The sequence below is a fragment of the Sinomonas atrocyanea genome, assembly GCF_030811715.1.
Taxonomy (GTDB): Bacteria; Actinomycetota; Actinomycetes; order Actinomycetales; family Micrococcaceae; genus Sinomonas; species Sinomonas atrocyanea_A.
In genome coordinates, this window is record NZ_JAUSRH010000008.1 from 122244 (window position 1) to 146990 (window position 24747).

At 71.8% G+C, this 24747-nt stretch carries 22 protein-coding genes and 1 tRNA gene; 7 read left to right on the top strand and 16 right to left on the bottom strand.

The features are described 5' to 3' along the window. Nucleotides 1–4: 4 nt before the first annotated feature. Complete coding sequence (locus tag J2W21_RS13435) at nt 5–358, bottom strand: Rv2175c family DNA-binding protein (RefSeq protein WP_307115008.1); 354 nt, start codon at nt 356–358, stop codon at nt 5–7. A 221-nt stretch (nt 359–579) separates the two neighbouring features. On the opposite strand from J2W21_RS13435, the gene J2W21_RS13440 reads away from it, so the two are divergent. Beyond that, nucleotides 580–1740: a lytic transglycosylase gene (locus tag J2W21_RS13440; protein ID WP_307115009.1), complete on the top strand. Its 1161-nt coding sequence runs from the start codon at nt 580–582 to the stop codon at nt 1738–1740. A 75-nt stretch (nt 1741–1815) separates the two neighbouring features. After that, on the top strand, nt 1816–3786 hold the full coding sequence (gene pknB / locus J2W21_RS13445; protein ID WP_307115010.1) for a Stk1 family PASTA domain-containing Ser/Thr kinase: 1971 nt from the start codon (nt 1816–1818) through the stop codon (nt 3784–3786). Between the two features lie 64 nt (nt 3787–3850). On the opposite strand, the gene J2W21_RS13450 is transcribed toward pknB, so the two are convergent. Further along, a complete protein-coding gene (locus J2W21_RS13450) occupies nt 3851–5245 on the bottom strand; it encodes a class II 3-deoxy-7-phosphoheptulonate synthase (protein ID WP_307115011.1) in 1395 nt (464 codons plus the stop codon). A gap of 35 nt (nt 5246–5280) precedes the next feature. Continuing rightward, nucleotides 5281–6015 carry a lysophospholipid acyltransferase family protein gene (locus J2W21_RS13455; RefSeq protein WP_307115012.1) on the bottom strand — a complete coding sequence of 245 codons (735 nt, stop codon included), beginning with the start codon at nt 6013–6015 and terminating at the stop codon, nt 5281–5283. Between the two features lie 96 nt (nt 6016–6111). Here J2W21_RS13455 and J2W21_RS13460 point away from each other — a divergent pair, with 96 nt between their 5' ends. Further along, complete coding sequence (locus J2W21_RS13460) at nt 6112–6873, top strand: alpha/beta hydrolase (protein ID WP_307115013.1); 762 nt, start codon at nt 6112–6114, stop codon at nt 6871–6873. Continuing rightward, entirely contained in the window at nt 6870–7448 is a 579-nt protein-coding gene (locus J2W21_RS13465) for a hypothetical protein (protein WP_307115014.1), read from the top strand. The genes J2W21_RS13460 and J2W21_RS13465 overlap by 4 nt, the downstream gene beginning before the upstream one ends. A gap of 9 nt (nt 7449–7457) precedes the next feature. Here J2W21_RS13465 and J2W21_RS13470 read toward each other — a convergent pair whose 3' ends face one another. After that, entirely contained in the window at nt 7458–8492 is a 1035-nt protein-coding gene (locus J2W21_RS13470) for an ROK family glucokinase (protein ID WP_307115015.1), read from the bottom strand. 140 nt (nt 8493–8632) lie between these two features. Between J2W21_RS13470 and J2W21_RS13475 the strand changes: the two genes are divergently transcribed. Continuing rightward, on the top strand, nt 8633–10453 hold the full coding sequence (locus J2W21_RS13475) for an AMP-dependent synthetase/ligase (RefSeq protein ID WP_307115016.1): 1821 nt from the start codon (nt 8633–8635) through the stop codon (nt 10451–10453). Nucleotides 10454–10516: 63 nt separating this feature from the next. On the opposite strand, the gene J2W21_RS13480 is transcribed toward J2W21_RS13475, so the two are convergent. Both J2W21_RS13480 and J2W21_RS13485 read right to left on the bottom strand, forming a co-directional pair. Continuing rightward, nucleotides 10517–11881 (bottom strand): MinD/ParA family ATP-binding protein, encoded by a 1365-nt coding sequence (locus J2W21_RS13480; RefSeq protein WP_307115017.1) that lies wholly within the window; start codon nt 11879–11881, stop codon nt 10517–10519. A gap of 145 nt (nt 11882–12026) precedes the next feature. Then, on the bottom strand, nt 12027–15428 hold the full coding sequence (locus tag J2W21_RS13485; RefSeq protein ID WP_307115018.1) for a pyruvate carboxylase: 3402 nt from the start codon (nt 15426–15428) through the stop codon (nt 12027–12029). Nucleotides 15429–15653: 225 nt separating this feature from the next. Here J2W21_RS13485 and J2W21_RS13490 point away from each other — a divergent pair, with 225 nt between their 5' ends. Continuing rightward, the gene (locus tag J2W21_RS13490) at nt 15654–16478 is read left to right on the top strand and encodes a ParA family protein (RefSeq protein ID WP_307115019.1); all 825 of its coding nucleotides are present in this window, start codon (nt 15654–15656) and stop codon (nt 16476–16478) included. Nucleotides 16479–16581: 103 nt separating this feature from the next. Here J2W21_RS13490 and J2W21_RS13495 read toward each other — a convergent pair whose 3' ends face one another. From J2W21_RS13495 to gcvH, 5 genes are all read right to left on the bottom strand, one after another. Continuing rightward, nucleotides 16582–17175, bottom strand: a complete 594-nt coding sequence (locus J2W21_RS13495; protein ID WP_307115020.1) for a MerR family transcriptional regulator — start codon at nt 17173–17175, stop codon at nt 16582–16584. A gap of 238 nt (nt 17176–17413) precedes the next feature. Then, a complete protein-coding gene (locus J2W21_RS13500; protein WP_307008331.1) occupies nt 17414–17914 on the bottom strand; it encodes a bifunctional nuclease family protein in 501 nt (166 codons plus the stop codon). Next, the gene (ftsR, locus tag J2W21_RS13505) at nt 17914–18639 is read right to left on the bottom strand and encodes a transcriptional regulator FtsR (protein WP_307115021.1); all 726 of its coding nucleotides are present in this window, start codon (nt 18637–18639) and stop codon (nt 17914–17916) included. Before ftsR ends, J2W21_RS13500 begins: the two co-directional genes overlap by 1 nt. 11 nt (nt 18640–18650) lie before the next feature. Further along, a complete protein-coding gene (locus J2W21_RS13510) occupies nt 18651–19136 on the bottom strand; it encodes an FHA domain-containing protein (RefSeq protein WP_307115022.1) in 486 nt (161 codons plus the stop codon). Nucleotides 19137–19169: 33 nt separating this feature from the next. Further along, complete coding sequence (gene gcvH / locus J2W21_RS13515; protein WP_307115023.1) at nt 19170–19556, bottom strand: glycine cleavage system protein GcvH; 387 nt, start codon at nt 19554–19556, stop codon at nt 19170–19172. A 177-nt stretch (nt 19557–19733) separates the two neighbouring features. Here gcvH and J2W21_RS13520 point away from each other — a divergent pair, with 177 nt between their 5' ends. Then, on the top strand, nt 19734–20654 hold the full coding sequence (locus J2W21_RS13520) for an Fpg/Nei family DNA glycosylase (protein ID WP_307115024.1): 921 nt from the start codon (nt 19734–19736) through the stop codon (nt 20652–20654). A gap of 28 nt (nt 20655–20682) precedes the next feature. Here the strand turns inward: J2W21_RS13520 and J2W21_RS13525 are convergent, their stop codons facing one another. From J2W21_RS13525 to der, 5 genes are all read right to left on the bottom strand, one after another. Further along, entirely contained in the window at nt 20683–21258 is a 576-nt protein-coding gene (locus J2W21_RS13525; RefSeq protein ID WP_307115025.1) for a dienelactone hydrolase family protein, read from the bottom strand. A gap of 70 nt (nt 21259–21328) precedes the next feature. After that, nucleotides 21329–22378 carry an LLM class flavin-dependent oxidoreductase gene (locus J2W21_RS13530; RefSeq protein WP_307115061.1) on the bottom strand — a complete coding sequence of 350 codons (1050 nt, stop codon included), beginning with the start codon at nt 22376–22378 and terminating at the stop codon, nt 21329–21331. A gap of 56 nt (nt 22379–22434) precedes the next feature. After that, entirely contained in the window at nt 22435–22839 is a 405-nt protein-coding gene (locus J2W21_RS13535) for a VOC family protein (RefSeq protein WP_307115026.1), read from the bottom strand. Nucleotides 22840–22915: 76 nt separating this feature from the next. After that, nucleotides 22916–22992: transfer RNA gene (locus tag J2W21_RS13540), tRNA-Pro, on the bottom strand. A gap of 192 nt (nt 22993–23184) precedes the next feature. Further along, on the bottom strand, nt 23185–24735 hold the full coding sequence (der, locus tag J2W21_RS13545) for a ribosome biogenesis GTPase Der (protein WP_307115027.1): 1551 nt from the start codon (nt 24733–24735) through the stop codon (nt 23185–23187). Between the last annotated feature and the right edge of the window lie 12 nt (nt 24736–24747).

Below are 24747 nucleotides of genomic sequence, written 5' to 3' on the forward strand. Positions count from 1 at the left end.
CCGGCTACCAGGCCAGAATCTGGGCGCGGCGCCGGATCTCGGTCTTGCGGCCCTCGCGGAGCGCATCGATGGGGCGGCCGCGGAGGGACTCGTCGGGCGTGAAGAGCCAGACGATCAGCTCCTCATCGCTGAAGCCCGCATCTGCCAGGACGGCAATCGTGCCCTTGAGGCTGTCCACCACGTGGTCCCCGTCGAGGAACAGCGCCGGGACGGAGCGGATCTTCCGTTCGCCCACGCGCGCGGCGACGAGAGCGCGCTCGTCAATCAGGCCATGCACCTTGGTGACCGGCAGCCCGAGCCGCTCCGCGACGTCCGGGAGGGGCAGCCATTCAGACACCAGGTTCTCGATATCACTCACGGCACCAGCGTGCCACGCTCCGGGCCGCTCCACCTAGTCGGCAGCGGCATGCCGGCCGGCCGAGGCCCGGCCGGACGCCGCCTTGTACCTTCCGGCGAATCATGAGAGATTCACATCGGTCACTTAAGTAACACCAGTCAAATCAATCACTCACGCAACATCACCGAATTTACAGCCGCCCTCACATCAGTGACACCACCCCGGCTCAAGGAGGTCGACCGATGAGCACGTCCGGAACCAGCGGGAGCGCTGCCGCCAAGCACAGCCTTCCCCTTGTCGCGGCGACGACGGCGGTCCTTCCCGCCGTCGCCCTGTCCTCGCTCGCGCTCGCCGCGCCCGCATCCGCTGCAGCCGCGGAGTCCGTCGCCCAGTCCGGAGCCCTGCCGGGTGCCGTCCCCCGCGCCGCCGCGCAGGCCGCCGTCGTGCCCGCCGCCGAGGTGCCCGCGATGGTCCCCAGCCGGCTCGCCCCGGCGAAGGCGGCACCGCCGCAGAGGTACACGGTGCGCGCCGGGGACACGGTCACGGCGATCGCCGGGCGGTTCGGGCTCAAGGTCGGCGACGTCCTGTCCCTGAACCACCTCACGCCCACCACGATCATCTATCCGGGCCAGCAGCTCAGGCTCACCGGCGGCCCAGCATCGCACGGCGCGCCCGCGTCGTCGTCCGCTTCGGCGAAGCCCGCCCAGGCGGCGAGCGCCGGCAGCTACACCATCCGTCCCGGCGACACGCTCTACGGGATCAGCGCCCGCCTGAAGGTGCCGCTCGGCAGCCTGCTGGCGGCCAACGGGCTCAGCCTCACGAGCATCATCTACGCGGGGCGAACCCTCAAGCTCCCGGCCGGGAAGGCCGAGCCCGCTGCCGCCATCACGCAGGCGTCCTCGGGCGCGCCCAAGCCGCTCGTGGGCGACACCTTCCTCGGCTTCAAGTACCCCGACGCCGTGGTCGCCTCCGCGAACGAGAACAAGCGCATCCTCAACGCCGCGCCGGTGCCGAGCAGGGTGGAGATGAAGCAGATCGTCGCCGACACAGCCCGGCGGATGGGCGTCGACCCCGCGCTCGCCCTTGCCATCGCCTACCAGGAGTCGGGGTTCAGCCAGCGTGCCGTCTCCCCCGCCAACGCCATCGGGACGATGCAGCTCGTGCCCACCTCGGGGCAGTGGGCCTCAGACCTCGTAGGCCGCAGGCTCAACCTGCTGGATCCCTACGACAACGCCACCGCCGGTATCGCGATCATCCGTGCCCTCGTGCGGACCAGCAAGGACGAGGACACCGCGATCGCCGGCTACTACCAGGGCCAGTACTCCGTGGCCAAGCACGGCATGTACAAGGACACCAAGCAGTATGTGGCGGCCATCAGGGCGCACCAGAAGACCTTCAGCTGAGCGCGGTGCCCCGCGGCCCGTCCGGGCCCGGGGCGCCTCGGGCGCCCGCCGCGGGCGAGCGCTTAGGATCGTGGGGTGAACGGAAAGCTGAGCGATGGGCTCGTCGGATCGCTCGTGGGCGGCCGGTACCGCGTTGCCGCGCGCCTCGCCATGGGCGGCATGGCCACGGTCTACCTCGCCACGGACACGAACCTCGACCGGGACGTCGCCCTCAAGGTCCTCCATCCCCATCTGAGCCAGGACCCGTCCTTCGCCGAGCGCCTCGAGCAGGAGGCCAAGGCCGCGGCCCGGCTCTCGCACCCCCACGTGGTCTCGGTCCTCGACCGCGGCCACGACGGGGACGTCTTCTACCTCGTGATGGAGTACGTGCCCGGCCGCAACCTGCGCCAGCTGCTCGACGAGCACGGGCTGCTGGCGCCGCGCCAGGCCCTCGCGCTCATCGACGCCGTGGTCGACGGGCTCGCGGCCGCGCATGCGGCCGGCCTCGTCCACCGCGACATCAAGCCCGAGAACGTGCTCCTCGGGGACTCCGGGCAGATCAAGGTCGCGGACTTCGGGCTCGCCAGGGCCGTCACGACCTCGACGACCAGCGGTGTCACGATGGGCACGGTCGCGTACATCGCCCCAGAGCTCGTCCAGCGCAGCGGGGGCGACGCGCGCAGCGACCTCTACTCGGTCGGGATCATGCTCTACGAGCTGCTCACCGGTCACCAGCCCTATCGGGGCGACCTGCCGGTGCAGGTTGCGATGCAGCACGCGACCCGCGACGTCCCTCCCCCATCCGACCTCGTCCCCGGCCTCTCCCCCGAGCTCGACGAGCTCGTCCAGTGGGCCTGCGCGCGGGACCCGGAGGACCGCCCCGTGGACGCCGAGGCGCTCCTCGGCGAGATCCGGCACATCCGCACCCATCTGAGCGACGCCCAGCTGGACCTGCACGCGGCGCAGACCCAGCACATCCCCGTCCCCGCACCCGGACACACCGAGATGCTCCCCGCCGGGCGCACGGAGGTGATCGCCTCTGCCCCCCAGCGCACGAGCGTCATCCCGGCAGCGCCGGCCCCGACGGCGCGCGAGCAGCGCCGGCACGACCGCGAGGCCGCACGCCGGTCCGCGGCCGCGGCGGCGACGCCGACGAGGACGCTGGGGCCCGGACGGTCGCGGCGCCGCGGAGCGGTGTGGGCCGCCGTCATCGTCGTCCTCGCGCTCGTCGCCGCGCTGGCCGGGTGGTTCTTCGGCGTGGGCCCCGGCGCCGCCGCCACGGTCCCACCGGTCAAGGACCTCACGGTGGACCAGGCGCGGCCGCTCTTCGACCGGGCGGGGCTCTCCTTCTCCACCCAGGATGTCTTCGACGACGCCGTCACGTCCGGGCTCATCGTCGACAGCACCCCGCCCCCGGGCACCCAGATCCGGAAGTTCCAGGGCGTGAGCGTGCTCGTCTCGAAGGGCCCGCAGCTCTTCCCCCTCGAGGACCTGCGGGGGAAGTCCCTCGACGACGCGAAGGCGGCCATCACCGCGGCGAAGAACACGGTCGGCGCGGTCAGGGAGGCCTACGACGACAGCGTGCCGGCGGGGATCGTCCTGGCCCAGGACCCGGGGTCCGGGACGCCCCTCCGCCACGGCTCCACCGTGGCGCTGACCGTGTCCAAGGGCCCCCAGCCCATCCCCGTGCCCCGCGTGGTGGGCATGCCGCAGTCCCAGGCCCTGGCCGCCCTCCGCGCCGCCGGACTGGACCCCCAGGTCTCCTCCGACGAGGTCAACGACAAGACGGTCCCGAAGGGGTCCGTGGCAGCCCAGGATCCCTCGCCCGGCGCGACCCTGACCAAGGGCGGCGCGGTCACCCTGACCATGTCCAAGGGCCCGAAGATGGTGCACGTCCCGAGCTTCGTGGGCAAGCAGGTGGGCGAGGCCACGGACGCGCTCAAGCAGCTCGGGTTCGACGTGCACGTGGAGAACATCCTCGGCGGGTTCTTCGGCACCGTCCGCGCCCAGGACCCGATGGACAAGGACGTGCCCGAGGGCAGCGTGGTCACCCTCACCGTCGTGTAGGGCGGCGGAACGACGCGAGGGGCGCCGGCCGCAGCCGACGCCCCTCGCGGGCGGGAGAGGCCGATCAGGCCCGCTTGGACAGCGCCCCGGCGACGAGGAAGGCCATCTCGAGCGACTGCATGTGGTTGAGCCGGGGGTCGCACACCGACTCGTACCGGTCTTCGAAGGCCGCCTCGTCGATCGGGTCGGAGCCGCCGAGGCACTCGGCGACGTCGTCGCCCGTCATCTCCATGTGCAGGCCGCCCGGGACGGTCCCGAGCGCCTGGTGGACGTCGAAGAAGCCGCGGACCTCGTCCACGACGTCGTCGAAGCGGCGGGTCTTGTAGCCATTGCGGCTCGTGACCGTGTTGCCGTGCATCGGGTCGGTGACCCACAGGACCTGGGCCCCGGACGCCGTGACCTTCTCGACCACAGGAGGCAGCTTCTCGCGGATGTTCTGCGCGCCCATCCTCGTGATGAACGTCAGCCGGCCGGGCTCGCGCTCGGGGTCGAGCCTGTCGATGAGCCGCAGGGCGTCGTCGCCCGTCGTCGACGGACCGAGCTTGACGCCGATCGGGTTGCGCACGCGGGAGAGGTAGTCCACGTGGGCGTGGTCGAGCTCCCGGGTCCGCTCGCCGATCCACAGGAAGTGCGCGGACGTGTCGTACGGCAGGCCCGTGCGGGAGTCGATGCGCGTGAGCGCCCGTTCGTAGTCCAGCAGCAGCGCCTCGTGGCTCGCGAAGAACTCGACGCGCTTGAGCGCCTCGAAGTCCGCCCCGCACGAGTCCATGAACTTGATGGCGCGGTCGATCTCGCGGGCGAGCGATTCGTAGCGGGCGTGGGCGGGGTTCTCCGTGAACCCCTTGTTCCACGTGTGCACGAGGCGCAGGTCGGCGAAGCCGCCCTGCGTGAAGGCGCGGATGAGGTTCAGGGTCGACGCCGACGTGTGGTAGGCCCGGAGCATCCGGTCGGCATCGTGGGCGCGCGACTCAGGCGTGAAGTCGTAGCCGTTGACGATGTCGCCGCGGTAGGCCGGGAGGGTCACGCCGTCCCGGGTCTCGGTATCGGAGGAGCGCGGCTTGGCGAACTGGCCGGCCATGCGGCCCATCTTGATCACGGGCAGCTGGGCGCCGTAGGTCAGCACCACCGCCATCTGCAGGATGGTCTTCACGCGCGCGCTGATCCGGTCCGCCGTCGCCGCCCCGAAGGTCTCGGCGCAGTCGCCGCCCTGAAGCAGGAAGGCCTCCCCGCGGGCCGCGGCCGCGAGGCGCTCGCGCAGGAGGTCCACCTCGCCGGCGAAGACGAGGGGAGGGAGGATCGACAGCTCCGCGATCGCCGCGCGGAAGACGTCCGGATCCGACCAGGAAGGCTGCTGCGAGATCGGCAGGGAGCGCCAGTTGTCGAGGCCCGGGTAGTCGGCGGCACCGCTCTGTGCAGTGCTCGTGAATCGGGCCGCGGGCGATACGGAGAGATCAGTCACGCCTCCAAGGCTAAGCCACCAGCCCGGTGCCGCGCTTATGCGTCGGCCGGAGGCTTCCCCGCCCGCTTCTGCGCCGCCTCGTGCGCCGCCTCCTGCGCCAGCCGGGCCTTGACGTCGGCGGCATACGCGTCGACGTACTCCTGCGCGGACAGCTGCTGGATCTGCCGCATGATCCGGGTGGTCACCTCGCGCTGGACGGCCCGGTCGTCGGCCCGGCCGTAGAACTCGGAGAAGTCCATCGGCTGGCCGATGATGATGCCGACCCGCCGGATCGAGGGGATGCGCTGGCCGATCGGCTGGACCTTCTCCGTGCCGATCATGGCCACCGGGAGCACCGGCACCTGCTTGACGAGCGCAAGCCGGGCCACGCCGACCTTGCCCCGGTACAGGCGTCCGTCGGGGCTCCGGGTCCCCTCCGGGTAGATGCCCAGCAGCCCCCCGCCCTCGAGGATCTGCGCCCCGGCCTCGAGGGAGGCAGCGGACGCCTCGCCGCCGGACCGGTCCATCGGCAGCTGGTTCGTGTAGCGGAAGAACGCCGCCGTCAGCCACCCCTTGAGGCCGCGGCCGGTGAAGTACTCCTGCTTCGCGAGGAACACCACCGGCCTGCGGACCATGAGGGGCAGGAAGATCGAGTCGGAGAACGAGAGGTGGTTCGAGGCGAGGATCGCCGCGCCACGGGCCGGGACGTTCGCGAGTCCCTTGGTCCACGGCCTGTACAGCACTTTGACGAGGGGGCCGATGAAGATCTGCTTGAGGATCCAGTAGACCACGCAGGTCCTTCCGCTGTGCGAGCGCGTTCAGGCTTCACTGTAGTGTCCCGCCGGGGACTCGGCGCAACAGGCTCCCGCCGGTGCATAATGCTTGCCATGGACCCTTCCACCGTCGGTGTCGCCCTGAGCCACGGTTTCACGGGCGGGCTCGGCGGGATCGCGCCGTGGGCTGATGCGCTCCGAGGCGCCGGGTTCCGCGTGGCCACCCCCCTCCTCCCCGGCCACGGGACCTCCATCGAGGACCTCGCCCGCAGGTCGTGGCACGAGTGGTACGACGCCTACGATGCCGCCTACCTCGAGCTCGCGAGCGAGTGCACGGCTGTGGTCGCCGCGGGCCTGTCGATGGGCGGCGCCCTCGCGCTGCGCCTTGCCGCGCACCGCCCTGTGGCCGCTGTCAGCGTGGTCAACCCCGGCCTCGTGATCGACGATCCGCGCTCGTACCTCTCCGGGGTCCTGCGGCATGTGATGCGGACGGTTCCCGGCATCCGCAACGACATCAAGCTCGCGGGCCAGGACGAGGGCGCCTACGAGGCGGTGCCGGTCGCCGCCGCGCACCAGCTCAAGCTCCTGTTCCGGGACACGGTCGCCTCCCTGCCGCGGGCCACCGCCCCGCTGCAGGTGTTCCGCTCGACCGTCGACAGGGTCGTCACGAGCGAGCGGAGCGTCGGCGCGATCGCCGCCCGCTACGGCGGCACAGACATCCGCATCGTCCGGCTCGCCAACAGCTACCACGTGGCGACTCTGGACCACGACGCGGAGACGATCTTCCGCGGCTCGGTCGCCTTCATCCGCGAGGCGGTCGACGCCGCCCGGTCGGCCCCCGCCGGCCGCATCAGCAGCGCCGGGGATGCGGCGTGAACGGGCGCCCTGACCCCGACCGCCACGACCCCGCGGCGGACGACGACGTCTGGCGCGACCTCGTGGCACGCCTCGGCGGCTCCGCGGAAGACCGCGCCGCCGGCCCCGCGCCGACCGAGCCCTCCGCCGCCGAGCGCGCCTCATCCTCGAGCCCGCTGCCGCGCCAGTCTCCGCCGCGCGACGACAGCCCCGCGGGCCCGGGCACGGGCGCGTCGGACCCCGGAGGCGTCGAGGACGACGCCGGCCCCGCCCGCTTCTCGCGGTACGACCCCCTCGGCATCGCTGCCCCTCGCGGCCGCGGGCCGGCCGGCGAGGAGCCCGAGGGGCTCCCGGGCGACTTCGTCCCCGACGAGCCCGCCCCGGTCCTGGCCGGGGCCGACCCCGTGGCGGTGCTCGCGTGGTGCGGCGCGCTCGGCGGCCCGGTGGCCCTGCTGGTGTGCGCGCTCGTGTGGCGCACCGTGCCGGGCTACGCGATCGTGCTGCTCGTTGCCGCCTTCATAGCGGGGGTCGGGACGCTCATCATGCGCCTGCCCCGCAGCAAGGATGACGACGGGGACGACGGCGCCCGCCTCTGACCTGCGGGCTCAGCGCGCCGCCCCGTGCGAGCGCAGGTGGACGCGCGAGAGGTCGGCGGCGCCGATGAGGCCGGCCTCGGGCCCGAGGGCCGCCCGCACGATCCTGGCCGGCGGGCGGAACCCCCGGCCTGTCAGGTTCCGCGCGAAGGCCCTCCGGGCCGGGGCAAGCAGGAGCTCCCCCGCGTCGCAGAGCCCGCCACCGACTGCGAAGGTCCCCGGGTCCAGCGCGGCGGCGAGGTTGGCGAGCCCCAGCCCCAGCCATTCGCCGACGTCCTCGATGAGCTCGCGCGAGGCCGCGTCCCCGGCCCGGGCCAGCTCGGTGACGATGGCGCCGGTGATCTGCTCCGGGTCGCCGTCGACGGCACGGAGGAGCTCCTGCGCCACGGGGGAGTTGGCGCGGGCGAGCTCGCGCGCCTCGCGTCCGAGCGCGTTGCCGGACGCGTACTGCTCCCAGCAGCCGCGGTTGCCGCATTCGCAGCGGTGTCCGCCGGGCATGATGATCTGGTGGCCGAACTCCCCCGCGACCCCATAGCGGCCGCGCTCGAGGTGGCCGGAGAGCACCATCGCCCCGCCGATGCCGGTGCCGAGGGTGATGCACACGAGCCGGCTCTCCTGGCGTCCGGCCCCGAAGCGCCACTCCGCCCAGGCAGCGGCATCGGCGTCGTTGGCGAGGTGCACGCGGCGGCGCAGGAGCGATTCGAGGTTGGCCCGCAGCGGCTCGTTGCGCCAAGCGAGGTGGGGGCTGAAGAGGACGGTCCCGCCGTCGAGGTCCATCCACCCTGCCGCGCCGATCCCCACGGAGGCGATCCGGTGCTCGACGCTGAGCTCGTCCACGAGCTCGGCGATGACACGCTCGACTTCGCGCGGCCGCGTGCCCGGGGTCGCCCGGCGGGCCCGCTGGAGGACGTGCCCGTCCGCGTCGACCACGCCCGCGGCGACCTTCGTGCCGCCGATGTCGATGCCGATCGCCAGGCCCCTCCGCCTCAGCCGCGGGTCGCGGGGCCGGAAGGTCGGGGCCAAGCGGGGTCTGCGCACGCTGGCCATTCTACTGGCGGCCCGGGACCCCGGACCGCTATTGTTACTGACCAGTAGCATCGTGCCGTGATCCAAGGCACACTCCGTGCAGTGCGCTTGGATATGGTTAAGCCGTCTCCCGCGCACCGGGAGGTACCGAAGGAGATATCGTGCGCGAAAAGTCCGTTCCGCCCCTCGTCCCCACCCCCGTCGCCAGGAACATCGCCGACTTCGTGATCGAGCAGGCCGAGAAGCCCTCGAACCCCGCCCTCTTCGCCCGGCGCGGTGCCACGGGCGCGTGGGAGGACGTGACGGCCAAGGAGTTCCGCGCCGAGGTGGAGCGGATTGCCAAGGGCCTGATCGCGGAGGGGGTGGCCCCCGGCGACCGGGTGGCCATCATGGCCCGCACCTGCTACGAGTGGAGCCTCGTCGACTTCGCGATCTGGTTCGCCGGCGCAGTGTCGGTGCCCATCTACGAAACCTCGTCCCCGAGCCAGATCGCGTGGAACCTCGGCAACTCGGGCGCCGTCGCCGCCTTCGGAGAGACCGCCCACCACGAGGACGCCATCCGCGCTGCCATCGACTCCGAGGACCTCACCGCGATGCGCCACGTCTGGCAGCTCTCCCCTGCAGGCCTCGGTGCCCTGGGCGCGGCCGGCGAGCGGGTCTCCGACGAGGAGCTCGAGGCGCGCCGCTCGGCCGCGACCCTCGAGTCGCTGGCCACCATCATCTACACCTCGGGCACCCTGGGCCGACCGAAGGGGTGCGAGCTGACCCATGGGAACTTCGTGGCGCTGTCGGAGAACGCCACGGCCGCGCTCGGAGAGGTCGTGGTGCCGGGCGCCAAGACCATCATGTTCCTGCCGCTCGCCCACGTGTTCGCCCGCTTCATCTCCGTCCTCGCCGTCGCCGCAGGCTGCCAGGTGGCGCACACCCCGGACATCAAGAACCTGCTGGCCGACCTGCAGGGCTTCGAGCCGAACTTCATCCTCGTGGTCCCGCGCGTGTTCGAGAAGGTCTACAACTCCGCGCTGACCAAGGCGGAGGACGGCGGCAAGGGCAAGATCTTCCACCGCGCGGCCGACATCGCGATCGCCTGGTCGAAGTCCCACGCCGACGGCGGGAGCCCCTCCCTCGGCCTGCGGCTGCAGCATGCGCTCTACGACGCGCTCGTCTACCGCAAGCTGCGTGCGGCCATGGGCGGCCACGTCAAGTACGCCGTCTCGGGGGGAGGCCCGCTCGGCGAGCGGCTCGGCCACTTCTTCCACGGCATCGGCCTCCGCGTCCTCGAGGGCTACGGCCTCACCGAGACCACCGCGCCGATCTGCGTCAACACCCCTTCGCTGGTGAAGATCGGCACCGTCGGCGCGCCCATCCCCGGGAACTCCGTCCGGATCGCGGACGACGGCGAGATCCTCGCCAAGGGCATCAGCGTCATGCGCGGCTACTACCGGCTCCCGGAGCTTCAGACCGAGACGTTCACGGACGGGTGGTTCCACACCGGGGACATCGGCGAGCTCGATGCCGACGGCTACCTGCGCATCACCGGCCGCAAGAAGGACATCATCGTTACGGCCGGCGGCAAGAACGTGGCCCCCGCCCACCTCGAGGACCAGATCCGCGCCGACGCGCTCGTGTCCCAGGTCGTCGTGGTCGGCGAGAACCGCCCCTTCATCGGGGCGCTCGTGACCCTCGACGAGGAGGCCCTGCCGGGCTGGCTCGAGCGGCAGGGGCTCCCCGCCGGGCTCTCCCTCGAGGACGCCACGTCCCACCCGGGCGTGCTCGCGCACGTGCAGTCGATCATCGACCGCGCCAACGAGAGCGTGTCGAAGGCGGAGGCGATCAAGTCCTTCCGGGTGGTGCCGACCGACTTCACCGAGTCCTCCGGCCACCTCACGCCCTCGCTCAAGGTCAAGCGGGCCCAGGTCATGGCCGACTTCGGCAGCTACGTCGAGGACATCTACTCGGCCCCCAAGCCGAGCGTCGTCTGACCGCCGCTCCCGCCAGCGCCGAGCGAGGCGGCCCCGGCATGTGCCGGGGCCGCCTCGCTGCGGTCAGTCGCCGGTGAGCTGGTCCACGACGAGTCCGGCGAGCTCGATCGCCGCCTCGCGCGTCGCGGGGGCCAGCTTGGCGAACTCGATCTGCGAGCCCTCGGCCAGGTGCCGGTCATGCGGGATGCGGACCACGTGGCCCACGCGGGTGCGGAAGTGGTCCTCGATCTCGTCCACGTTCACCCGCGTGCCGCTGCCGGCGGAGACGTTGACCACGACGATCGCCCTGCGCACCAGGTCGTCCCGCCCGTGGGCCTCGAGCCACGAGAGCGTCTCGGAGGCGAGCCTCGCCTCGTCGACGCTTCCGCCCGAGACGAGGACGACGGCGTCGGCCTTCTCCAGCGTCCCCTGCATGACGGAGTGGACCATCCCCGTGCCGGAATCGGTGAGCACGATCGAGTAGTAGCGGCCGAGGATGTCCGTGACGGCCCGGTAGTCCGCGTCGTTGAAGGCGTGGGCGACCATCGGGTCCGCGTCCGAGGCGAGGACGTCGAGCCGCGACCCCTCGCGGGCCGTGTAGTTGGACAGCTGGGCGAAGGAATTGACCTCGAAGCGGTCCTTGACGAGCTGGCGGGCGGTGTGGGACGCGCGCCCGGGGTTCCGGTCCGAGAGGGTTCCCCGGTCGGGATTCGCGTCCATCGCGATGACGCGGTCCTCGCGCAGGTCGGCGAGGGCCATGCCCAGCAGCGTCGTCACCGTCGTCTTGCCGACGCCGCCCTTGCGGGACAGGACGGGCACGTACCGCGTCTTCTCCCCCAGCCGCACGGCGATCCGGTGCTCGAGTGCCCGCTGCATCCGGACGGCGTCCGAGTCTCCGACGTTGACGTAGCCGAAGGTCGCGAAGTAGAGCCAGCGCCGCCAGCCGCCCACGGGGGGCGCGGGGCTCTTGGACACGAGGCGGTCCGAGGTGAGGGACGTGGCCGACTCGGGTCCCTCGGCGCGCGACCGGCGCTCGCTCACCGCCGGCGCGTCGTCGCCGGCGGCAGCCGCCTGTGCGGCCTCCGGGCCGAGCGGTGCGGAGCCGCGGGGCTGGTAGCCGACCTCGGCCGACGGGGCCGGCTGGACGGGGACCGCGGCGGGGTCGTCGGAGGCGGGGGCGACCGGGACGGACGCGGTCGCCGGTGCGCCCGCGAGCCATCCCGCGGGAGGCGCGGACGGGGCCGGCGGCACCGAGCCGAGGTCCAGCGGCACGGACAGGATCCCGAGCGTCCCCCGGGCAGCGGCCGGCTCCGAGGCGGGTTCGGGGGCCGCCGAGCCTGCCGCCTCCTCCCCCGCGCCGTCCTCGGCCGCCGGGGCGCCCTGGGTGGAATCCGGCTCGTCCTGGGATGGACCGCGCCGCGGTGCGGGCTTGGGCGTGCTGTCGCTCATGGCTCCCGTTCGCCTCGTAGGTGGGTGCGGACGGCGGCGGCGGACCGCCGCCGTCCTGGATCGCGCCCAGTCTAGCCGCCGCCCCGGCTCCGCCCTGCGGCAGAGACGGGGCGGCGGCCCGGATGCCCGGAACGCGGGCCGGCGGCTACTCGGCGCCGACCACGAGCAGGAGGTCTCCGCCCTGGACCTGCTCGACGCCGGAGACGACCACGCGGGCCACCTTGCCGGCGACCGGCGAGGTAATGGCGGCCTCCATCTTCATGGCCTCGATGGTCGCCACCGAATCGCCGGCCTGGACGAGGTCGCCCTCCTTCGCCGTGACGGTCACCGCGCCGGCGAACGGAGCGGCGACGTGGCCGGGGTTGGTCGCGTCGGCCTTCTCCGCCTGCTTGACGTTGCTCTGCACGGCCCGGTCGCGGACCGAGACCGGCCGGGACTGGCCGTTCAGCGTCGCGATGACCGTGCGCATGCCCTTCTCGTCGGGCTCCGAGATGGCCTCGAGCTGCGCGATGAGCCGCACGCCCTTCTCGAGCTCGATCACGTGCTCGTGGCCGCGCTGGAGGCCGTAGAGGTAGTCCCGCGTGTCGAGCACCGAGAGGTTGCCGTAGGCTTCCCGGTTCGCGAGGTAGTCCTTCGTCGGGCCGGGGAACAGCAGCCGGTTGAGCGTGGCCCGGCGCGTGGCCGAGTCGCCCGCCAAACCCGCCGAGTCCTCGGCCGAGAGCTTCTCCTCGCGCACCTTGACGGTCCGGCCCTGCAGGGCCTTCGTGCGGAAGGGCTCCGGCCAGCCGCCGGGCGGGTCACCGAGCTCGCCGCTGAGGAAGCCGATGACCGACTCGGGGATGTCGAACTTCTGCGGGTTCTGCCGGAACTCCTCGGGATCCGCGCCGAGCCCGACGAGGTGCAGCGCAAGGTCGCCGACCACCTTGGACGACGGCGTGACCTTGACCAGCCGGCCGAGGATCCGGTCCGCAGCCGCGTACATGTCCTCGATCGCCTCGAACCGCTCGGCCAGGCCGAGGGCCATGGCCTGCTGGCGCAGGTTGGAGAGCTGGCCGCCCGGGATCTCGTGGTGGTAGACGCGCCCGGTCGGGCCCGGAAGTCCCGACTCGAAGGGGGCGTAGACGCGGCGCACGGCCTCCCAGTAGGGCTCGAGCGCGCTGACCTTCTCCAGCGCCAGGCCCGTGTCGCGGGGGGTGTGGGCGAGTGCGGCCACGAGGGCCGACGCCGGGACCTGGCTGGTGGTGCCGGCCAGGGACGCCGAGGCGACGTCGACGGCGTCGACCCCGGCCTCGACCGCCGCGAGCAGCGTCGCGAGCTGGCCGCCCGCGGTGTCGTGCGTGTGCAGGTGGACGGGAAGGTCGAAGCGCTCCCGCAGGGCGCGCACGAGCTTCGCGGCCGCGGCCGGGCGCAGGAGGCCCGCCATGTCCTTGATCGCGAGGATGTGGGCGCCGGCGTCGACGATCTTCTGTGCGAGCCCGAGGTAGTAGTCGAGCGTGTACAGGTCCTCCGCGGGGTCGAGGAGGTCACCGGTGTAGCACAGCACCACCTCGGCCACCGCGGTCCCGGTCTCGCGGACGGCCTTGATGGCGGGGGCCATCTGGTTCACGTCGTTGAGCGCGTCGAAGATGCGGAAGATGTCGATGCCGGTGGCTGCGGCCTCCTTGACGAAGGCGGCCGTCACCTCCTCGGGGTACGGCGTGTACCCGACCGTGTTCCGGCCGCGCAGGAGCATCTGGAGGCAGATGTTCGGGATCGCCGCACGCAGGGCGGCAAGCCGCTGCCAGGGGTCCTCGCCGAGGAAGCGGAGTGCGACGTCGTACGTTGCCCCGCCCCAGGCCTCCACCGAGAGCAGCTCGGGCGTGAGCACCGAGACCGCGGGGCCGGCCGCGACGAGGTCCCGGGTACGCACGCGCGTCGCCAGCAGCGACTGGTGGGCGTCGCGGAAGGTCGTGTCCGTCACGGCGACCGCGTTCTGCTCGCGCAGGGCCTTCGCGAAGCCCTCCGGGCCGAGCTCGAGCAGCTTCTGGCGGGATCCGGCCGGCGCGTCGGCCAGGTCGACCTTCGGGAGCTTCTCCTGCGGATCCGCGTGGACCTTGAGCTCGCCGTTGGGCTTGTTCACGGTCACGTCGGCGAGCCAGGTGAGCAGCCTGGTCCCCCGGTCGGCGGACGAGCGTGCCTTCAGCAGCTCCGGGCGCTCGTCGATGAACGAGGTAGCGACGTTGCCGGCGACGAAGTCCTCGTCGTCGAGGACAGCCTGGAGGAAGGGGATGTTCGTGGAGACGCCGCGGATGCGGAACTCGGCCAGGGCGCGACGGGCGCGCTTGACCGCGGTCGCGTAGTCGCGGCCGCGGCACGTGAGCTTGACGAGCATCGAGTCGAAGTGCGGGCTGATCTCCGCGCCCTGGTAGATCGTGCCGCCGTCGAGGCGCACGCCCGCGCCGCCGGCGGAGCGGTAGCCGGTGATCTTGCCGACGTCCGGGCGGAAGCCGTTGGCCGGGTCCTCGGTGGTGATGCGGCACTGGAGCGCCGCGCCCTTGAGGTGGATCCGGTCCTGGGTGAGCCCGAGGTCCTCGAGCGTCTCGCCGGAGGCGATGCGCAGCTGCGCCTGGACGAGGTCGACGTCGGTCACCTCCTCGGTGACCGTGTGCTCGACCTGGATGCGGGGGTTCATCTCGATGAAGACGTGCTGGCCGGCGCGCTCGCCGACCGTGTCGACGAGGAACTCCACGGTGCCGGCGTTGACGTAGCCGAGGGCCTTGGCGAACTTGATGGCGTCCGCGTAGAGGGCCTGGCGGATCGACTCGTCGAGCTGCGGGGCCGGGGCGATCTCGATGACCTTCTGGTGCCTGCGCTGCAGCGAGCAGTCGCGCTCGAACAGGTGCACGACGTTGCCCTCGCCGTCCGCGAGGACCTGGACCTCGATGTGGCGCGGGCGCAGCACGGCCTGCTCGAGGAACACGGTCGGGTCACCGAACGCGGCGTCGGCCTCGCGCATCGCGGCGTTCAGCGACTCCGGCAGGGCCTCGCGCGTGTCGACGCGGCGCATGCCGCGGCCGCCGCCGCCGGCGACGGCCTTGACGAAGATCGGGAAGCCGATCTCATCCGCGGCCGCGAGGAGCTCGTCCGCGTCCGAGCTGGGCGCGGAGGACTTGAGCACGGGGATGCCTGCCTTGCGCGCCGCCTGCAGGGCGTGGACTTTGTGGCCGGCCAGTTCGAGGACATCGGCCGGGGGGCCGACGAAGGTGATGCCGGCGGCTGCGGCCGCGCGCGCCAGCTCCGGGTTCTCGGAGAGGAAGCCGTAGCCGGGGTAGATGGCATCCGCACCGGCCTCCTTGGCGACCCGGACGATCTCGTCCACATCGAGATAGGCCCGGACCGGATGGCCCTCCTCGCCAATGAGGTAGGCCTCGTCCGCCTTCTGCCGGTGGATCGAGTTGCGGTCTTCGTGGGGGAACACGGCAACCGTCTTGGCACCGAGCTCGTAGCCCGCCCGGAACGCGCGGATGGCGATTTCACCGCGGTTCGCTACCAGAATCTTGGAGAACATGGGACTCCTGTTGTCGCAACGCAGGACTTGTCTAGGTGGTGCCTAGTGTCTATGCCAGCAAAGTAGCAGGGCAATGTGCTGTGTCTTGAATCACGGATGTAACGTCTCGCCACGTGGACGCGGCGCGGGGGCAGTCGGTTCCCCGGGCCGTGGCGTGGCCCGGGCGGCCGCCTGCTTCCCTTTAGGATGGAACGGTCGGCCAGCGGATAGATAGTGGATTCTCACGTGCAAGTAGTCAGCATCAGCAGCCTGAAGGGCGGGGTCGGGAAGACCTCGGTGACAACGGGGCTTGCGTCAGCCGCCCTCGCGGCCGGGATCCCCACTCTCGTGGTCGACCTCGACCCGCATGCTGACGCGTCGACCGCACTCGGCGTGAACCCGGACCGGGAGCTCGAGGTGGGGCGGCTGCTCAAGTCCCCCAAGCGGGTCTTCCTCGAGGACAACGTCGTGGCGAGCCCCTGGGTGCGGCGCGCCGCCGCGCTGAACGGCCAGCAGAACCGGGTGCTCAACGTGGCCTACGGCGGTTCGCTGAGCGGCATCTACGACCGGCCCGACCTGGGCCGGCGGGACCTGCGCCGCCTCACCACGGTCCTCCACGGCCTGGAGGGCTATGGCCTGGTCCTCATCGACTGCCCGCCCTCGCTCAACGGCCTCACCCGCATGGCGTGGGCCGCGAGCAACCGCGTGCTCCTCGTCGCCGAGCCCGGCCTGTTCTCGGTGGCCGGCACCGAGCGGACGCTGCGCGCCATCCAGCTCTTCAGGCAGGAGTACGCCCCCAAGCTCTCCCCCGCCGGCATCGTCGCCAACCGAGTCCGCCCCTCCTCCACCGAGCACGCCTACCGGCTCGAGGAGATGAAGCAGATGTTCGGTCCGCTCCTGCTGGACCCGCAGATTCCCGAGGTGGCGAACTGGCAGCAGATCCAGGGCGCCGCCCATGCGGTGCACCACTGGCCCGGCGAGGCCGCCCGCGGCACGGCCGCGCTGTACGACGAGCTGCTCGGCTCGGTCGTGAAGCAGGGGCGGGAACTCCGCCCCCGCGTCGCGCGCTAGCTCCGCTGAACGCTCCGACAGACGTCGAGGGGCCGCCACCCGTAGGTGGCGGCCCCTCTGCGTCGGTGCGCGGGCGGAGCGCTGCTCCTGCTGCCCCGGCGGCTCAGCCTGTCCTGCGCGCCGCGCGGCGCTTGCTCAGCTCGTCCCCGGGAAACGTCTGGTCTGCGGCGTGCTCGCTCGGCAGCTCGGCGAGGCTCCCCTCCACCTCGCGCCACACGCGTCCGACGGCGATGCCGAAGACGCCCTGTCCTCCTTGGACGAGGTCGATGACCTCATCGGCCGACGTGCACTCGTACACCGAGGCGCCGTCGCTCATGAGCGTGATCTGTGCGAGGTCCTCGACGCCGCGCTCGCGGAGGTGCCCGACGGCGCTGCGGATCTGCTGGAGCGAGACCCCGGTGTCGAGCAGTCGCTTGACCACCTTCAGGACGAGGATGTCGCGGAAACCGTAGAGGCGCTGGGAGCCGCTGCCTGCGGCCCCGCGCACGGTGGGTTCGACAAGGCCCGTGCGGGCCCAGTAGTCGAGCTGCCGGTAGGTGATTCCCGCGGCCTTGCACGCGGTGGGGCCGCGGTAGCCCGCCTCCTCGTCCAGAGCGGGGAGGTCATCATCGAAGAGGAGGCCCTGGGTGCCGGACGGCGCCTCGGTGCCCGCGCCGGAAATATGCTTGAGATCTCCGTGCTCGCGCTTGGGACTCACTAAACCCTCCTTCACAGCTCCCCTGGGGGAATCGCGTCCTCCGCCAGGTAGCCTCGAAAGTGCCCCTCGTGTAATTACACTCGGGTCCACCCTCCAGTGTCGCCTGAAGCCATCGGGGAAGCAATGGGAGCTTGTCTCTAACGACGTTAGAACCGTCGGGGAACGAAATCAAAGACATCGCGTCCGGCGGCGGGGGCGTGTCGGGCGCCGGCGCACCTGAGGCGGACGGCGGGGCGCGTCACTCGTCGAAGTCCTCCGGCTCCACGTCCGCGAGGAACTCGCGGAACCGGCGCATCTCGGTCTCCTCTTCCTCGGCGTTCGCGCCCTCCTCCGTGCCGTCGCTGCCCTCGGCGAGCTGGACCCCGGCCTCCTCGAGGACCGCGTCCGCGCACCAGATCCGGCAGTTGACCCGCAGGGCCACGGCGAGGGCGTCGGAGGCCCTCGACTCCACGGTCGTTCCGTCGTCGAATCCGAGCTGGGCATAGAAGACGCTGTCCTCGACCGCCACGATGGTCGCGCTCACGATCTGCCGGCCGAGGCTGTGCACGACGCTCACGAGGAGGTCGTGGGTGAGCGGCCGGGGCGGCACCACGTGCTGCTGCGCCAGGGCGATGGCGCTGGCCTCCGCGGTCCCGATCCAGATGGGCAGGTGCCGCTCGCCGTGTGCCTCCTTCAGGAGCACCAGGGGCTGGTTGGACGGCAGCTCGATGCGGACACCTACGACTTCTACCTCGATCATCAGCCATCCATCCTCGAGATCAGCCCGTGGACCAGTGCACGGTGCAGGGTCAGGAACAGCTCTCCGAGCTCGCGGGCCTCCTCGGCAGCCCGCTCACGGGAGGCGGGGTCCCGCCGCGACGCGCTCGGCGCCACGGCGCGTTCGATCAGTGCCACTTCCCGCTCTGCCGTGGTCTGGAAGGGCCGCAGGTGGCGGGGCTCGAGGCCGTGGTCCGCCAGGGCGACGCAGGAACGGGCCACCGCGAGATCGTGCTCGTCGAACCGGCCGTCCTCGGCGCTGATGAGGCCGAACGTTGCCATGGCCTCCACGAGCGCCGCGCTCGCCCCGGATTCCGCCCGGAGCTGGGCCTCGCCCAGCGAACGCGGGCGCGTGCCGCCCAGCTGGGCACCGAGCTCCTCGGACACCGCGCGCGGGGCGATGCTCGCTCCGCCGGGGAGCCCCTCGGGCCGCTCGCCGCGGTCGACCGCGTCGAGGTAGTCCTTGATGACCTTCAACGGCAGGTACTGGTCGCGCTGCAGCGCGAGGATGAACCGGAGACGCTCGACATCGCCGTCGCTGTACTGCCGGTAGCCCGAGGGCGTGCGGTGCGGCGCGATGAGGCCCTTGTCCTCCAGGAACCGGATCTTGGAGGCCGTCATCGAGGGAAAGTCCTCGGCCAGGGTGGCCAGGACCTCGCCGATGTTCAGGGCCGTGGCCCCCTTGCGCTCGGGCTGGGCAGCTGCCATGGATCCGCCTCTCAGGCGGTGGGCCGCACCGGGCTCTGTGCGGGGCTGAGGTAGAAGGTGAGCCGGAACTTGCCGATCTGCACCTCCGAACCGTTGCGCAGGGCGACCTGGTCGACCCGGTCATGGTTGACGTACGTGCCGTTGAGGCTGCCGGCGTCGACCACCTCGAAGCCCCGGCCCACCCGGCGGAACTGCGCGTGGCGGCGGGAGACGGTCACATCGTCGAGAAAGATGTCGGCGTTCGGGTGGCGGCCCGCGGTCGTGACGTCCGAGTCGAGCAGGAACCGTGCGCCCGCATTGGGCCCGGCATGCGCGATGAGCAGCGCCGACCCATAGGGCAGCGCGGCGACCGCCTTGGCCTCCTCCGCGCTCAGCGCGGGGGCGATCGTCGTGTCGGCATGGATCGGCGGCATGTGGATCGACGTCGTCTCGGACGCCGATTCCTGACGCTGCGTCACCTCGTCGGCGCCGACGTCCCGGCGCTCGTGGCTCACCATCAGTTCCTCCTGAACAGTCCCGGAATCAGACTTCTACCCTACCTGCTGCTCGTACTCGGCGGCACTGAGGAGGCCCTCCGTCTGCGCGTCGTCCGCGAGCTTGACCTCGAACAGCCAGCCCTCGCCATACGGATCGGAGTTCACGAGCGCCGGATCCGTGTCCAGAGCCTCGTTCCGCGCGACCACGGTCCCGCCGGCCGGGGCGTAGATGTCGCTGACGCTCTTGGTTGACTCGACCTCGCCGACGACGCCGTTGGCGCTCACCTCGGTGCCGACCTCGGGCATCTGGACGTAGACCACGTCGCCGAGGGCGTCCTGGGCGAAGTCGGTGATGCCGATGCGCACCACGCCGTCGCCGGGCTCGGTCGAGACCCACTCGTGCTCTGCCGTGTAGGACAGCTCCGCTGGGACGTTGCTCATGGGGCTCGCCTTTCGTCGACGTCGAGGCGTCGGGCATGCCCGGCCAGCCTCTGGGTGCGGTATCGCTGAAAGTATAGGCACAAGGACGCCCCGCGGATCGGCCGCGCCCCGCTGCGCCGGGCGCCGTTTCCTGCCACGATGGAGCACGAGCAGTCCACGTCACGTCAGGAGGGGTCCATGCCGGAGCTGCCGGAGGTCACAGCGCTGGCCGAGTACCTCGACCGGCGCCTCGCCGGGGCGGTCGTCGAACAGGTCCGGATCGGGGCCATCAACGCGCTCAAGACCGCCGATCCTCCGTACACCGCCCTCGTGGGGCGCCGCGTCGACTCGGTGGGCCGGCGCGGCAAGTTCCTCGTCCTGGTCACCGAGCCGGTCCCTGCCGAGGACGGCGGGGACCGCGGGGGCGGGGCGGACGACGCCGGCCCGCTCGCCGTCGTCGTACATCTCGCCCTGGGCGGGTGGGTGCGGGTGACGGACCGCATCCAGGAGGGGGCCCCGCCGCGGGGGAAGGGCTACGTGGCGGCGCGTTTCGGGTTCGTGCGGGACGGCGAGGAGACCGGGATCGACCTGACCGAGGCGGGGACCTGGAAGCGGCTCTCCGTGCATATCGTGCGCCGCCTCGAGGACGTTCCAGCCATCGCGGACCTCGGCCCCGAGCCGCTCGCGGAGGACTTCACGCTCGAGGCCTTCCGGAAGCTCCTGAACCACCGCAAGCAGGTCAAGGGCCTGCTCCGCGACCAGAAGATCATCGCGGGGATCGGCAATGCCTACAGCGACGAGATCCTGCACGCTGCGAAGATCTCCCCCTTCGCGATCGCCTCGACGCTGGACGACGTCTCCACCGCCCGGCTCTACGAATCGATGCGGCGCGTCCTCACCGACGCGGTCGAGGAGGACCTCGGGCACCCGCCGGAGGAGCTCAAGGACGAGAAGCGCCGGATCATGCGCGTCCACCGCCGGGCGGGCGAGCCGTGCCCCGTGTGCGGGGACACCATCCTCGAGGTCTCCTTCGCGGACAGCGCCCTGCAGTACTGCCCCTCATGCCAGACGGGCGGGAAGCCGCTCGCCGACCGCCGCACCTCGAAGTTCCTCAAGTAGGCGGAGCACGGACCGTGCCGGGGGTGGATCAGATCCGGTCGAGGAAGGCGAGGACGCGGTCCACGGCCAGCGATGCCGAGGCCGCGTCGAAGCCCTTCTGGCTCGAGTCGGCGAAGTAGTGGGCGGAGGACGGGTAGAGGAAGAGTTCGGCATCCTGCGCCCCGGCGACGATCGCGCGGGCCGCGTCGACGTCGCCCTCGTCCATGAAGATCGGGTCCTGTTCCGCCCCGTGGACCTGGAGGGGGACGCCGGCCGGCCACGGGCCGCCGAACTCCTCGGCGGGCACACATGAGTAGAAGAAGACGGCCCCGCGCGCTCCGGCGCGCGTCTGGGCGAGCTTCTGCGCCGGCAGCACGCCGAGCGAGAGGCCCATGTAGACGAGGTTCTCCGGAAGGGCCGACGCCGCGCGCTCGCCGCGGGCGATGATCTCGCCGAAGCCGATCTCGCGCGCGTGCTCCACCCCCTCGTCGATCGTCGCGAAGGTCCTGCCCTCGAACAGGTCCGGTGTCGTCACGGTGTGGCCGTTGCGGATCAGGGTCTCCGCGAGGGACGCGACACCGGGCGTGAGGCCGAGCGCGTGGTGGAACAGGAGGATGTCTGCCATGCCGCACACGCTAGCCCGAGCGCGGCCGGACGGCCAGCAGTGGCCGCGTGCGACGGGCCCGGCGGCGGGGTCAGGGGATCGGGTCTCCCTCGACGGGGCCGTCCGTGTTGGGCCGCCAGCCGAGCTCCGGGGCGACGAGCTTCGCGAAAGATTCGAGGATGTGGAGGTTGTATTCGACCCCGAGCTGGTTCGGGATGGTCAGCATCACGGTGTCTGCAGCCATGACCGCGGAGTCGCCCCGGAGCTGCTCGACGAGTTCGTCGGGCTCGGCCGCGTAGGTCTTGCCGAACGTGGACTGGAAGCCGTCGATCACGCCGATCTGGTCCGAGTCCGTGCGCCGGCCGAAGTACATCGCGTCCTTGGAGTTCACGATCGGGAAGATGCTGCGGCTCACCGAGACCCGGGGCGGCCGCGTGTGCCCCGCTTCCTTGTACGCGGCCCGGTAGGCATCGATCTGGTCCCGCTGGAGCTCGTGGAACGGCACGCCCGGGGCCTCCGTCAGCAGGGTCGAGCTCATGAGGTTCAGGCCCAGCCGCCCGGTCCACTCGGCCGTGGAGCGGGTGCCACTCCCCCACCAGATCCGTCCGCGCAGGCCCGGCGAGTGCGGCTCGACGGGCAGCAGCGTTCCGGCCGGAGCCTGGCGCGGGTCGGCGGGCGCGATGCCCTCGCCGTCGATGGCCCGCAGGAACGTCTCGAAGTGCGACCGGGCGAGGTCGGCGCCGCGGGGGTCCTCGGCGCCGGTATAGCCGAACGCCTCGTACCCGCGCAGCGCCGGCTCAGGCGAGCCACGGCTCACGCCGATTGCGATCCGGCCGGCGCTGATGATATCGAGCGCGGCGAGCTCCTCGGCGAGGTAGAGCGGGTTCTCGTACCGCATGTCGATCACGCCCGTGCCGACCTCGATGCGCTGCGTCCTCGCGGCGATCGCACTCAGGAGTGGCACCGGAGCGGCCTGCTGCGGCGCAAAGTGGTGGACGCGGAAGTACGCGCCATTGACGCCGAGCTCGTCCGCCCCGACGCCCAGGTCGACGGCTTGGCGGATCATGTCCGCCGCGCTGCCCGTCTGTGAGCCGCGCAGGGGCGCGTAGTGTCCGAACGAGAGGAATCCGAAGGCCTTCACACGGGCGTCAACTGCATGCATGTGCATGCGTATTCCTCGCCGTCGGCCCGCTGGCATCAGCGCGCCTGGACGAGCTTGACCTGGTGCCCGGCGGGGTCCAGGACCCAGGCGTACCGGAGCCGGCCGTCCGGGGAGTCCATGGGGCCCGTGACGGCGGCGGCCCCCGCAGAGACGGCGCGCGCGAACAGCCCGTCGACGTCCGGCGACCAGAGCACGACCTCGGTTGACCGGCCGCCGCCCGTGCCCACGCCGAGGCCGGCGATCCGGTTGGCGGCCGCGGCGGACGTGAGCCCCAGCCGTGTGCCCGCCGCGTCGACCTCCGCGTGCTGGACGGCACCGGTCTCCGGGAAGCGGAACACTTCAGGAAGGCCCAGGGATCGGTAGAACGCGAGGCAGGATGGAACATCGTCGCAGAAGAGGTTGACCTGGACGTGCGCCACTGCCACCGGATCGTTGTCCACGGTCCGAAACGTAGCACCACCCGCTGGGCGAGAACGAGAAAGGGACCCGATCCGCGTCCGCGGATCGGGTCCCTGCTGGTCGGGCTGACAGGATTTGAACCTGCGACCCCTTGACCCCCAGTCAAGTGCGCTACCAAGCTGCGCTACAGCCCGAACATCGCCCGCGCCTGACGCTCTCACGCCCGGCGAAGCAACCGCTCCAGCATATCCGAACGGGGCGATCGGCGCGAATCGAGCAGTGCCCGGCGAGCCTCCGCCGCGGCGACTGCTGGACACGGTACGAGCGGGAAAGCACGACGCCGGTGGGCCGCCCTCCTGGGGTGACTCACCGGCGTCGTGCGGGGCCTACTTCTTCTTCGAGCGGCGCTCGCGCACGCGCATGCTGATCTCGATCGGAGTGCCCTCGAAGCCGAACGTCTCGCGCAGGCGGCGCGTGATGAAGCGGCGGTAGCCCGGATCGAGGAACCCGGTGGTGAACAGGACGAACTTCGGCGGCCGGCTCTGGGCCTGGGTGCCGAAGAGGATGCGCGGCTGCTTGCCCCCGCGCACCGGGTGCGGGTGTGCGGCGACGAGCTCGCCGAGGAACGCGTTGAGCCGGCCGGTCGGGATGCGGGTGTCCCAGCCGGCGAGGGCCTTGTCCAGCGCGGGCACGAGGCGGTCCCGGTGCCAGCCGGTCTTGGCGGAGAGGTTCACCCGCGGAGCCCACTCCACATGGGCGAGGTCCTTCTCGATCTCGCGCTCGAGCCAGCGGCGCCGCTCGTCGTCCATGAGGTCCCACTTGTTGAACGCGATGACGAGGGCGCGCCCGGACTCGATCGCGAGCGAGAGGATGCGCACGTCCTGCTCGGAGAGTACCTCGTCCGCGGCCAGGAGCACGACGGCGACCTCCGCCTTCTCGAGCGCGGCCTGCGTCCGCAGGGACGCGTAGTACTCGGCGCCCTGGGCCATGTGCTGGCGGCGGCGGATGCCCGCGGTGTCCACGAAGCGCCACGTCCTGCCGCCGAGCTCGATGTACTCGTCGACCGGGTCCCGCGTGGTGCCCGCTAGCTCGTTCACGACGGACCGCTCCGAGCCGGCGAGCTTGTTCAGGAGCGAGGACTTGCCCACGTTCGGCCGGCCGATGAGCGCCACGCGACGCGGGCCGCCCGAGCGCTCGACGCCGGCGATCGCGGAGAACTCGGGCAGGACCTCGAGCGCTGCGTCGAGCAGGTCCGCCACGCCGCGTCCGTGGAGGGCCGAGACAGGCCACGGCTGGCCGAAGCCGAGGCCCCACAGCAGGGAGGCGTCGGCCTCCTGGGCGAAGTCGTCGACCTTGTTCGCCACGAGCAGCACGGGCTTCTTGGACTTGCGCAGCATGCGCATGACGGCCTCGTCGGTGGCCGTGGCCCCGACGGTGGCGTCGACGACGAACAGGACGGCGTCCGCCATGCTCACCGCGACCTCGGCCTGCTCGGCGACCATCGCGTGCAGGCCCTTGGCGTCGCGCTCCCAGCCGCCGGTGTCCACGAGCGTGAACTTCCGTCCGGTCCATTCGGCGGGGTAGGAGACGCGGTCTCGCGTGACGCCGGGGACGTCCTCGACCACGGCCTCGCGGCGGCCCAGGATCCGGTTGACGAGGGTGGACTTGCCCACGTTGGGGCGGCCGATGATCGCCAGGACGGGGTCCATCCGGGTCGGCGTGTCCGCGTCCCAGTCCTCGCCTCCGCCCGCGAGGAGGCGCGCGTCCTCCTCGTCCAGGTCGTAGTCGTCCAGGCCTGCGCGCAGGGTCGCCGCGCGCTGGTCCGCCTCGGCGTCGTCCATCGCCGCGAGGTGCTCGGCGACCTGGTCGGCGCCCTCGGGCACGTACTCGTCGTTCCCGGCGGAGCCGGCGGTCCCGGTATCCAGGGAATCGGTCATGGGGGTCTCCTT